8 protein-coding genes are annotated in these 11446 nt (G+C 61.4%); 6 read left to right on the top strand and 2 right to left on the bottom strand.

The features are described 5' to 3' along the window. Positions 1-39 precede the first annotated feature (39 nt). Entirely contained in the window at positions 40-1371 is a 1332-nt protein-coding gene (locus tag JMY24_RS32050) for an MFS transporter (RefSeq protein WP_128584041.1), read from the top strand. A 326-nt stretch (positions 1372-1697) separates the two neighbouring features. On the opposite strand, the gene JMY24_RS32045 is transcribed toward JMY24_RS32050, so the two are convergent. Then, on the bottom strand, positions 1698-2423 hold the full coding sequence (locus JMY24_RS32045; RefSeq protein ID WP_128598053.1) for a GntR family transcriptional regulator: 726 nt from the start codon (positions 2421-2423) through the stop codon (positions 1698-1700). Positions 2424-2584: 161 nt separating this feature from the next. Here JMY24_RS32045 and JMY24_RS32040 point away from each other — a divergent pair, with 161 nt between their 5' ends. The 4 genes from JMY24_RS32040 to JMY24_RS32025 all read left to right on the top strand — a co-directional run bounded on the left by JMY24_RS32040 (position 2585) and on the right by JMY24_RS32025 (position 9215). Continuing rightward, positions 2585-3805 (top strand): pyridoxal-phosphate-dependent aminotransferase family protein, encoded by a 1221-nt coding sequence (locus JMY24_RS32040; protein WP_201703560.1) that lies wholly within the window; start codon positions 2585-2587, stop codon positions 3803-3805. Between the two features lie 243 nt (positions 3806-4048). Further along, the gene (locus JMY24_RS32035) at positions 4049-5335 is read left to right on the top strand and encodes an MFS transporter (RefSeq protein WP_128598051.1); all 1287 of its coding nucleotides are present in this window, start codon (positions 4049-4051) and stop codon (positions 5333-5335) included. Positions 5336-5338: 3 nt separating this feature from the next. Next, positions 5339-6124 (top strand): 2-keto-4-pentenoate hydratase, encoded by a 786-nt coding sequence (locus tag JMY24_RS32030; protein ID WP_128598050.1) that lies wholly within the window; start codon positions 5339-5341, stop codon positions 6122-6124. A 70-nt stretch (positions 6125-6194) separates the two neighbouring features. Then, positions 6195-9215, top strand: coding sequence for an FAD-binding and (Fe-S)-binding domain-containing protein (locus JMY24_RS32025; protein WP_128598049.1), 3021 nt, complete (start codon positions 6195-6197; stop codon positions 9213-9215). 5 nt (positions 9216-9220) lie between these two features. On the opposite strand, the gene JMY24_RS32020 is transcribed toward JMY24_RS32025, so the two are convergent. Continuing rightward, the gene (locus JMY24_RS32020) at positions 9221-10138 is read right to left on the bottom strand and encodes an AraC family transcriptional regulator (protein ID WP_201703558.1); all 918 of its coding nucleotides are present in this window, start codon (positions 10136-10138) and stop codon (positions 9221-9223) included. Between the two features lie 166 nt (positions 10139-10304). On the opposite strand from JMY24_RS32020, the gene JMY24_RS32015 reads away from it, so the two are divergent. Next, entirely contained in the window at positions 10305-11201 is an 897-nt protein-coding gene (locus tag JMY24_RS32015; protein WP_128598048.1) for a DMT family transporter, read from the top strand. Positions 11202-11446: the final 245 nt, after the last annotated feature.

The following is an 11446-nucleotide window of genomic DNA, read 5'->3' as shown; positions in this document are numbered from 1 at the left end:
GACCGGACGGCATCGCCGAATCCGGCATTGGAGACGAACATGAGTGACCTCGGCGCAATCGCAACAGGCGGCCGCGAGCAAAGCGCGGATGGCGCGGCGGCAATCATCCGCAAAGTGGCATGGCGGCTGATGCCGCTCATCATGATCTGCTATCTGTTTGCGTTTTTCGACCGCATCAATATCAGCTTCGCTAAGTTCCAGTTGCAAAGCGATCTCGGTTTGTCAGACACCGCGTATGGTCTTGGCGCGAGCCTGTTCGTGATTGGCTACGTATTGTTCGAAGTGCCAAGCAACCTGTTTCTGTATAAGGTTGGTGCGCGGCGCTGGATCGCACGGATCATGATTTCGTGGGGCCTCGCCACAGCGGCGATGGTTTTCGTCAATACCGAATGGCAGTTTTACGGGCTTCGGTTTCTGATCGGCGCAATGGAAGCGGGCTTCGCTCCCGGCGTGCTGTATTACCTCACGCTGTGGTTTCCGCCGAGCTATCGTGGGCGTATCACGTCGATGCTCTTTCTCGCGTCGGCGTTTTCGGGGCTGGTCGGTGCGCCGCTTGCGGGGCTCGTCATCGGGCATATGAACGGCGTGCTCGGCATGCCCGGATGGCACTGGCTGTTCCTGCTCGGTGGGCTGCCTTGCGTGCTGCTCGGTTATCTCGTACTGAAGCTGTTGAAGGATCGTATCGAGGATGCGAGCTGGCTGTCTCCCGCCGAGAAGTCGTTTCTGTCTGAGCAGATCGCGCAGCAAAGCCGTCATCCCGACACCGGGCATTCGCTGCTCGGAGCGATCAGGACGCCAGGCTTTCTCACGCTGGGGCTCGTCTACTTTCTGATTCAGGTTGCGTCGTATGGATTAAATTTCTGGGCGCCGCATCTGATTCGCGTAGCCGGCACGCACAATCCGACGCTGATTGGTTTGCTCACGGCGGTGCCTTATGTATGCGGTGCGATCTGCATGGTCGTGGTGGGGCGTCTGTCCGACGCAACCGGCGAGCGGCGAAAGTTCGTTTTCGGGCTGCTCGTAATGTCGGCAATCGGATTCTTTGCCGCGGGTTTCTTCGATAAGCAGACCGGCTTCCTGATCGTCGCATTGGCCGTGATGGGCGCAGGCGTGGTGGCGTCGATCCCGGCGTTCTGGGCACTGCCGCCCAAACTGGTGACAGGGGCCGGCGCGGCTGGCGGCATCGCGCTGATCAATACGCTGGGTCAGCTCGGGGGAATCGTGAGTCCCATCATGGTTGGGCGCGTGCGGGATCTGACTGGCAGTACTACGCCGGCGTTGTATGTGATCGGCACGATGAGTGTGATTTGTGCATTGATCGTGCTGCGTGGATTGCCGGAGTCGCTGCGGCGCAAGGATGGGGTGCGGTGAGGGGCGTTTTTCCCAGCGATGCTGTCTCGGGTTGACTGTTGCGGAGACGGCGCGGGATTGAGGTGTGCCATCAAGTACTTAATGGTGGTTTGCTGAGGTTGTCCACAGGGTTCTGAACAAAAACTGGGGATAAGTTTATCCTCGCGCACAAGTGCCGCAACATCTGTTCCGTTCGAATCCGATAACTGTGGACGTCGGGTTGGGTCGACTCACTGTTACGAACGCAGGTCAACCGATACAGGGCGATGTGCCTGAATTGCAGGTAGCGGCGCAAAAGGCTTCCCTACTTCGATCCAACACACTGGCGGGGTCGCCTCCTCACCCCCTCAAGCCTTCAACCCCGACCCCGCCGCCTCTTCCCTCGACTGCACCTGCAAGACCGCATCGCGCTTATCAAGCAGATGCTGCCGAAGAATCTGACTGAGCCTTTTCCCGTCCCGCGCCTCGAGTGCCTTCAACATTTCATCGTGGTCGTGAATGGCGCTGTCCCACTTCGGAATCTGAAAATTGGACCGGAAGCGCAGCGCCTGCAAGCGCCGGTTCACCGAGATATAAGTTTGCCGCAGCGCTGAATTTCGCGCGGCCTCATTGATCTTGTCGTGGATCGCCTGGTTCCGGCTGTAGTACCCAGCCAGGTCGTTTTGCGCGCGGCAAGCGAGCATTGCGTAATGCAACGCTTTGATCTCAGCGAGCTCCGCCGCCGTCATCCGTTCGGCCGCCAGTTCGCCCGAAAAAGCCTCGAGACCGCTCATCAGTTCGAACGTCTCGCGCAACTCGGCCTCCGACATCTTCCACACCGACGCGCCCCGGTTCGGCGAAATCTCGATCAGCCCCTCAGCGGCCAACACCTTGAGCGCCTCGCGCAGTGGCGTGCGCGAAATGCCGAGCGTTTCGCATAACTCGCGCTCGTTCAGCTTCTTGCCAGGCTCAAGTACGCCTTCGACGATAAACCGGCGAATGTGCTCCACGACCGTGTCGTGCAAACGCTGACGCTCCACTTTCGGCAACACGGCCGGCGTGGGCAAGCTTCCCTCAAATTCCGAATTTTGCATACAACTTCCTCGATGCGACATTGCTTTCGATTTTATCGGATCGCCACGCACAGCGAAATAGCACGGGTAAACACCTGTGCGCAAAGGCGATTTTCGTCCTTCACCCGTCCAAGTTCGTCTGATATAGTTTTTTGCATGCAAAATTCAATCGGAGGAGCGCAATGTTGAAGTTAGATTTTCATCCCGCCGGCCGTCACTTTCTGCAGATTCCGGGGCCGAGCCCCGTTCCCGACCGCATCCTCCGGGCGATGAGCTACCCGACCATCGACCACCGCGGGCCTGAGTTCGGCGAACTGGGTCTGAAGGTGCTCGACGGGATCAAGAAGATCTTCAAGACCCAGCATCCCGTGGTGATCTATCCGGCGTCCGGCACCGGCGCATGGGAAGCGGCGCTCTCGAACACGTTGAGCCCCGGCGATCACGTGCTGATGTTCGAGACCGGGCACTTCGCAACGCTCTGGAAAAAGATGGCGGAAAGCCTGGGGCTCAAGCCTGAGTTTCTTGGCTTGCCCGGCATCGAGGGCTGGCGGCGCGGCGTTCAGCCGCAAATGATCGAAGCGCGTCTGCGAGACGACACGCAGCACTCGATCAAGGCGGTGTGCGTCGTGCACAACGAAACGTCCACGGGCGTGACTTCGGATATCGCCGCCGTGCGACGCGCAATCGACGCCGCAGGCCACCCCGCGCTGTTGCTCGTCGACACGATTTCGGGCCTTGCCTGCGCCGATTATCGCCACGACGAGTGGGGCGTCGACGTCACCGTTTCAGGTTCACAGAAGGGCCTGATGCTGCCACCGGGCATCAGCTTCAACGCGATTTCGCCGAAAGCCGTGGCCGCCAGCAAGCATGCAAAGCTGCCTCGCAGTTTCTGGGACTGGAGCGAAATCGTCGAGATGAACAAGACGGGCTACTGGCCCTACACGCCGAACACGAACCTGCTGTATGGGCTTCATGAAGCGCTCGAAATGATTCTCGGCGAAGGGCTCGACAACGTCTTCGCGCGTCACGAGCGTCTTGCCGAGGCGACTCGCCGCGCAGTGCGCGCCTGGGGCCTTGAGATTCAGTGCGCCGATCCGGCTGTGTATAGCCCGGTGCTGACGGGCGTGATGATGCCCGACGGCGTCGATGCCGACGCGGTTCGCAAGCTCATCTACGAACGCTTCGACATGTCGCTCGGCACGGGTCTCGGCAAGATGAAAGGCCGCATGTTCCGCATCGGTCATCTGGGCGATTGCAACGACCTGATGCTGCTCGCGACGCTCGCCGGTTGCGAGATGGGCTTACGGCTCGCGGGCGTGCCGCTCAAGGAGAGCGGCTTGCCTGCCGCTATGGAGTGGTTGAGCGAGCCGACGCAAGCATCGGGTTTGAAGGCGGCAGCCTGAACGAAGCGGCAGAAAAGCTGCGCGGGCCGCCTAGCAACACCGGACGCACTCAACAAGCCGCAGCAACGCATCGAGAGAAGCAGACCGCAACGAAAGCAGGCATCAACGAAGTCAGTTCCATTACGAAGCCGCGCGCAGAACGCGGCCCTGAACAATGCGATGTCCCGGCGGCGCCTACCGCCGGGCGACGACCAAGCGCGTCATGTCAGGCGCGCCGTCGACACATGCAAATGGAGAGAGACGATGAAGCGGTTTCGTGTGACCAGTGCGACCAGTATCGTTCTAGTGATGCTCTGCATCATGTACTTCATCACCTACCTGGACCGCGTCAACGTCAGTACGGCGGCCGCGGGCTTCGGCAAGGAATTCCATCTTTCGCATACGGAAGTCGGCCTGGTGTTCTCGGCTTTCGCGTACCCGTATCTGCTGTTTCAGATTATCGGCGGCTGGGTGAGTGACCGTTTCGGCGCAAGACGCACGCTGCTTGCGTGCGGCGCGGTGTGGGGCATCGCGACGTTGTTGACCGGTTTCGCGGGCGGCCTGATCTCGCTGCTGGCAGCGCGCGTGCTGCTCGGATTCGGCGAAGGCGCAACGTTCCCCGCTGCGACATCGGCAATGGCGCGCTGGGTTGCGAAAGAAAAACGCGGCTTTGCGCAGGGCATCACGCACGCCGCGTCGCGCATCGGCAACGCGGTCGCGCCTGGCCTCATCGTGCTCGTCATGGCGAATTGGGGATGGCGCGAGTCGTTCTATATCTGCGGTGCCTTCAGTTTGTTGTGGGTTGTCGTGTGGGCACTGACGTTCACCGAGCATCCGAAAGATCACCCGCGTATCACGACTGAAGAGCTCGAAGTATTGCCCGCGCCGAAAGCGAAGTCGGCGGGCGTGCCTTGGGGCAAGCTGTTTCGCCGCATGGCGCCCGTTACGATCGTGTACTTCTGCTACGGCTGGACATTGTGGCTCTTCCTGAGCTGGATTCCGCAATACTTCCTGCACAGCTATCACCTGGAACTGAAGAAGTCGGCGATCTTCGCTTCGGCGGTTTTCCTCGCCGGCGTGGTCGGCGATACGCTCGGCGGCATCGTGACCGACTTCATCTATACGCGCACCGGCAGCCTGAAGCGCGCACGCAGCTGGATGGTGTCGGTGTGCATGCTGTTCTGCCTGTTGTCGCTGATTCCGCTGATGTTCACGCACAACGTGTATCTGTCGATGGCGTGTCTCGCGTCGGGCTTCTTCTTCGCCGAGATGACGATTGGACCGATGTGGGCAATCCCGATGGACATCGCCCCGGAAGCCTCGGGCACGGCGAGCGGCATGATGAACACAGGCTCGGCGCTCGCGGCGATCATCTCGCCCGTGATGGGCGGCTTCCTGATCGACTACTTCGGCAGCTGGGAGTTGCCGTTCGTCGGCAGTATGCTGTTGATGGCGATTGGTGTCGTGCTTGCGTTCCGCATGCAACCGGAGAGCAAGTTCGCAGGCGATCCCGCGGACAAGGGGCAGGTCTCGCCCCGCATGGGCGTATAAGCGATGCTCAGGTCCTCTCACGCCGACGCCATGAAGCTGACCACCTCGCCTCTAAGCCGCTTACTTGCCGATGCGCGCCGCGATCATGCGACGCTCGCCAACCTTCCGCTCAATAACACGCCGGCCGACGCCGACGCGGCGTATGCGGTCCAGCATGAGATCCTGGCCATTGCTGGCACGCGCGTTGGCGGCTGGAAGATCGGCGCCAAGTCGGACAGCGGGCCGATCCAGGGCGCGCCGTTGCCGGACGTCGACCGGTATCCCGACGGCGCCACAGTGCCGCGCGCGGCTTTCGCGCCGTTGGGCCTGGAGCTGGAGATCGCGTTTCGTTTCGGCCGCTGCTTCGAGCCCTCCACAACGCCTTATAGCGACGCCGAAGTGCATGCGGCAATCGGTTCGTTCGGCGCGACGATCGAAATCGTCGCGAGCCGTTTCGCCGTCTGGCCCGACGTCGACAAGCTCGCGCAACTCGCGGACTTGCAGAACCACGGCGCGCTGGTCGTCGGCGAATTCATGCCGTATGACGAGAGCTTCCCGTTTGCCTCGCCCGCGCTGCGTTTCGACTTCAACGGACGCGATATCGTGGAATTGACGCCCGCCAATCCCGCAGGCGATCCGCGCCGATTGCTCACGTGGCTCGTCAATCACGCGACGTCGCGTGGCATCAGCGTGACGCCCGAAATGGTCGTGACAACCGGTTCGTACACCGGCATGTTCTTCCCACGAAGCGCGGGCACGGCGCACGGACGCATCGAAGGACTGCCGTCGGTAAGCGTCACGTTGTATTGACCGTTCCGGCGCTCGCGGCGGTTTGCTGCGCTTAGCCGCGTTTTCTGCGTATTGCAACAACACCGACGTTATGACGAATCCCACTTCCGCTTTGCTGGTCAAGCCGATTCATCTCGTGCCGTCCGCGGCGCGCCTGATGACGCCGCTCGCGCAACATCTGCGTAAATCGTTGCGTGGGGACGTGCTGTTCGATGCAGCAAGCCGCGGACGTTATGCGACCGATGCCTCGATCTATCAGATCATGCCCGTCGGCGTCGTCGTGCCGCGGGACCAGGACGATCTGCGCATCGCACTTGAAATTGCGCGCAGCGAAAAAGTGCCGCTGCTCGCGCGCGGCGCGGGCACGAGTCAATGCGGACAAACGGTCGGAGAAGCGCTCGTGATCGACACGAGCAAATGGCTGAACAATATCGTCGACTTCGATGCAGAGGCGCGCACGGTTACGGTGGAGCCGGGCGTCGTGCTCGATCATCTGAACGCGTGGCTCAAGCCGCACGGTCTCTGGTTTCCGGTGGATGTGTCGACAGCGGCGCAATGCACGATCGGCGGCATGGCGGGCAATAATTCGTGCGGCTCGCGCTCGATTGAATACGGCAACATGGTGCACAACGTCGAAGCCATCGACGCGATTCTCGCAGACGGCACCGAAGCGCGTTTCGCTTCGTTGCGCGATGCGCCGCAAGGCGCTCGTTTGCAGCAGATATTCGAAGGCGTTAAGCAGATCGCGCAGCGGGAGCGCGACGAAATCGTGGCGCGCGTGCCGAAAGTGTTGCGCCGCGTGGCCGGCTACAACATCGACCTGTTCGACTGCCAGAATCCGCGCGCTTATACCGACGACGGCGTGGCGAACCTCGCGCATTTGCTGGTCGGCTCGGAAGGCACGCTCGCATTCAGCCGTCAGTTGACGCTGAAGCTCGCGCCGTTGCCCGCGCATAAAACGCTGGGCGTGGTCAACTTTCCGACCTTCTGGCAGTCGATGGATCTGACCCAGCACATCGTCAAGCTGAAGCCGGTCGCGGTGGAACTGGTCGACCGCACAATGATCGATCTGGCGATGAGCAACCCCGCGTTTCGTCCAGTGGTCGAAAAGGCGCTGGTCGGCGAGCCGCAAGCGGTGCTGCTCGTGGAATTCGCTGGCGAATCGCGCGACGCGCAACTCGAGTCGCTCAGGCAGCTTGGCGAATTGATGGCCGACCTCGGGTTGCCTGGCTCGGTGGTAGAAATGCCGGACATGAACGCGCAAAAGGCGCTGTGGGAAGTGCGCAAGGCCGGACTCAACATCATGATGAGCATGAAGGGCGACGGCAAGCCGGTGTCTTTCATCGAAGACTGCGCGGTGCCGCTCGAACATCTCGCCGAGTACACAAGCCAGTTGACGGAGGTGTTTCATCGGCATGGCACGGAGGGCACCTGGTATGCGCATGCGAGCGTCGGCACGCTGCACGTGCGGCCGATTCTCGACATGCGCCGCGACGGCGCGGTGAAAATGCGCGCGATTGCCGAGGAAGCCGCGGCGCTAGTGCGCAAATACAAGGGCGCTTATTCCGGGGAACACGGTGACGGCCTGTGCCGCGGAGAATGGGTCGCGTGGCAATACGGTCCCAAACTCAACCAGGCGTTCAGCGAAATCAAGGCGCTGTTCGATCCGGATAACCGCTTCAATCCCGACAAGATGGTGCGTCCGCCGAAAATGGACGACGCGCGCTATTTCCGTTTCGCGCCCGGCTATCAGGAACGGCCCTTTGAACCGGCGCTCGACTGGTCCGCATGGAATGTCGGACGCGATCCGCTGACGGGCCGCGAAACGGCGCCGGGCAGCGGCAACGACCTCGCAGGCGGTCTCGCGAAGGCCGTCGAGATGTGCAACAACAACGGCCACTGCCGAAAATTCGATGCAGGCACGATGTGCCCGAGCTATCGCGTGACGAAAGACGAACAGCATGTCACGCGCGGGCGCGCGAACACCTTGCGGCTCGCAATCTCCGGTCAGCTAGGCGAGGCCGGCCTCGCGAGCGACGAAGTCAAGGACACGCTCGATCTCTGCGTGTCATGCAAGGGCTGCAAGCGCGATTGCCCGACGGGCGTCGATATGGCGAAGTTCAAGATCGAGGCGCGCGCCGCGCGCGTCAAGCGACATGGTCTGACGCTGCGCGACAAGCTCGTCGCCTTCATGCCGCGCTACGCTGCAACCGCGAGCCGCATGCCGGGCTTGATCGCGCTTGCCGACAATGTGCCGCTCGTGTCGGCGTTGTTCAAGCGCGCGATCGGTTTCGCGAGCGAACGGAGCTTGCCGCGCTTCAGAAAGTCGTTTCTGTCGAGCGCAAGGCCCACTGTGAACGCGCATGGCGCCGCGCTAAAAGAGGTGCTGTTGTTCGTCGACACCTTCAATAACAACATGGAGCCCGACAACGCCAGGGCCGCGCAGAAGGTACTGGTGGCGGCGGGCTACACCGTGCACTTCAACATGCGCGAAGGCGAGCGGCCGGTCTGCTGCGGCCGCACGTTCCTCGCGGCGGGCCTCGTTGACGAAGCGAAGCACGAAGCGAGGCGGATGCTCGATCTCTTCAAGCCTTTCGTAGAGCGCGGCGTGCCGGTTGTCGGTCTGGAGCCGTCGTGCCTGCTGTCGTTGCGCGACGAGTTTTTGCACTACGGCTTCGGCGACGAAGCGCAGCGGCTCGCCAAACAGGCGTTCCTCTTCGAAGAATTTCTGGTGCGTGAGGAAAAAGCCGGGCGCCTGAAGCTTGCGTTGAAGCCCTTGGACACGCCGCAGGCACTAGTGCATGGCCATTGTCACCAGAAGGCGTTCGACGCCTTTACGCCTGTTCAAACCGTTTTGAAATGGATTCCTGAGTTGAAGGTATCGACGGTGGAATCGTCGTGCTGCGGAATGGCCGGCAGCTTCGGCTACGAAGCGGAGCACTATGCGACATCGCAGGCCATGGCCGAGTTGTCGCTATTGCCGGCGGTGCGCAAGATCGACGGCAATACCGTCATGGTCGCCGACGGTACGAGTTGCCGTCATCAGATTCACGACGGCGCGGGTGTGGCGGCCATTCATGTGGCCCGTGTGCTCGCGATGGCGCTGCAATGACGCGCTCAGGCCGGGACAGCCTGCCGATACGCGGTAGGCGACACGCCCACGCCTTCGCGGAAACGGTGGCTGAAGTGGCTCGCGTTTGCATATCCGCATAGTGCGGCGATCTGCAGAAGCGGCAGAGCAGTGGTGCGCAACAGCGTGCGCGCGCGTTCGAGCCGCTGCTGCGCGATCCACGCAGCGGGCGGCATTCCAAACGACGTGCGGAACATGCGCGCAAGGTGAAACTCCGACAGCGCCGCTACGCCTGCAAGTTCGCCGAGCGTGAGCGGCTCTGCAAGATGGCTCTCGATGTAGTCGCGCAGACGCCGTCGGGTCGCAACCGACAAACCGCCCTTTAGCGCCAGGCCGGTGCGGCGCACGCCTTGCGAGCGCAACAGGAGGCTCAGCACTTCATGCGCGGTTTCGTTGGTGCGCAGCAAACCGTCCGCATCGTCCCAATGCTCGTTCGCGAGCGACTGACACAAACTGGCAATGTGTGCGTCTTCGAAATACGTGCGATCGGCGAGCGTCAACTCGCGCGGCTCGCGGTCCAGTTCCTGCACAGCACGTTGCGTGAAGTGCTCGGGCAGGAAATAGAGGTGCATGAAATGCATATGGCCGCGCACCCACCAGCGCGATTCATGATCGCCGGGCAATGCGCATAGCCGCGACGGCGCGCCGTAACGCCCAGGCATTTTCTGCCGCTCGGTGCGATAGCCGCCATCCAGATAGCACGAGAGCGTGTGGTGGCCCGGGCGCTCGTAGACTGTCTCGGCGACCTCTGTGTCGCGCGTCCACACGGCAATCGCCAGACCGTCGCCGAGCCACGCAAAGCGGTCCAGGTTCGCGTTCGAACTGCCGAGCGTGTGACACACCGACTGAATGCCAAATGGCGTTTCAGTAGCGTCATTCACAGGGACGGGCGGACTCGGATTCACGGAACTGGTGTCATTCTTGCGGGCTATAGGCGTGAGTATACGGCCGGCGGCGCCCCGGGATATATGCCCTCGCGGTTCGCCGCCGAAAATGCGCAATCCTGGACAAGTCCGGGCGCCTGCGTTGCCGCATAGTCGGACTCCCGTATCCGCTGTTGCAGGCTTGACCATGAATCTGTCGCTTTATGCCGTTACCGTTCTGATCTGGGGCACCACCTGGATCGCGATCAAATGGCAGTTGGGCGAGGTGCCGCCGCCGGTTTCGATCGCTTGGCGTTTCTGGATCGCCGCACTGGTGCTGTTCGCGCTGTTGCGCATCATGCGCCGGCCGATGTGGCCGCCGCGCGCCGCATGGCGATTTTTGTTTGCGCAAGGGCTCGCGCTGTTTTGCGTCAACTTCCTGTGCTTCTACTACGCCGAACAGGTTGTGCCGAGCGGCCTCGTTGCCGTGGTGTTCTCCACCGCGCCGCTTCTCAACTCGATCAACGGGCGGCTTTTCATGGGGCGTCCGCTGCAGCCATCGGCGATTGCGGGCGCGATGCTCGGCCTCGTCGGCATTGTCTGTCTCTTCGTTCAGCAGATGAGCGGGCATCTAGGCGACCACGCCGCATGGCTCGGGCTTGGCATCGCGTTTCTCGGCACGTTGTGCTTTTCGGCTGGCAATCTGTTGTCGAGCCGCATGCAGTCGATGGGGTTGCACCCGTTCGCGACCAATAGCTGGGCGATGCTGATCGGCGCGAGCGTGCTGACAGTAGGAAGCGCGCTCGCCGGCTTCCCGTTCGCTATCGAACCGTCCACGCGTTATCTCGGCGCGCTGGCGTATCTCGCGGTGTTTGGCTCGGTGATCGGCTTTACCGCATACCTGATGCTAGTCGGTCGCATCGGGCCCGAGCGCGCGGCCTATTCGACCGTGCTGTTTCCGATCGTGGCGTTGGCGGTGTCGACGGTATTCGAAGGCTATCAGTGGTCCGCATTGGCCGTGGTTGGATTGCTGCTGGTGGTAGCCGGCAATCTGGTTGCGTTTGATATGACGCGGCGCATTTTCGGGCGACGCAGCCACGCCTGATGAACGCGGGGTTTATGCGCACAAAGTTGCGCCTTTGCGGAAATGGAATTCACAAACAGGATTTGAAGAAAACCACATCGACGATATATTGCCGCGGCGTGACGACACTGACCGTTTCTGTCGCATAAAGCAGCGAGGCCGCAGAAGAACTGGCGTCCCACACGCTCTTATGCGTGCAGGATATTTATTTTTTCAAAGATTTATAGCCAATTTTTTATCAATTAATTCACGTGTTTTCTATGCGA

It is taken from the genome of Paraburkholderia kirstenboschensis (genome assembly GCF_904848585.1).
GTDB classification, from domain to species: Bacteria; Pseudomonadota; Gammaproteobacteria; order Burkholderiales; family Burkholderiaceae; genus Paraburkholderia; species Paraburkholderia kirstenboschensis.
This window is presented reverse-complemented; position numbering and strand designations above follow the sequence as displayed.

What these genes read in the sequence shown, in the direction of transcription:
- JMY24_RS32050 (WP_128584041.1), top strand. Translation starts at nt 40, where the DNA reads ATGAGTGACCTCGGCGCAATCGCAACAGGCGGCCGCGAGCAAAGCGCG.
- JMY24_RS32045 (WP_128598053.1), bottom strand. Translation starts at nt 2,423, where the DNA reads ATGCAAAATTCGGAATTTGAGGGAAGCTTGCCCACGCCGGCCGTGTTG.
- JMY24_RS32040 (WP_201703560.1), top strand. Translation starts at nt 2,585, where the DNA reads ATGTTGAAGTTAGATTTTCATCCCGCCGGCCGTCACTTTCTGCAGATT.
- JMY24_RS32035 (WP_128598051.1), top strand. Translation starts at nt 4,049, where the DNA reads ATGAAGCGGTTTCGTGTGACCAGTGCGACCAGTATCGTTCTAGTGATG.
- JMY24_RS32030 (WP_128598050.1), top strand. Translation starts at nt 5,339, where the DNA reads ATGCTCAGGTCCTCTCACGCCGACGCCATGAAGCTGACCACCTCGCCT.
- JMY24_RS32025 (WP_128598049.1), top strand. Translation starts at nt 6,195, where the DNA reads ATGACGAATCCCACTTCCGCTTTGCTGGTCAAGCCGATTCATCTCGTG.
- JMY24_RS32015 (WP_128598048.1), top strand. Translation starts at nt 10,305, where the DNA reads ATGAATCTGTCGCTTTATGCCGTTACCGTTCTGATCTGGGGCACCACC.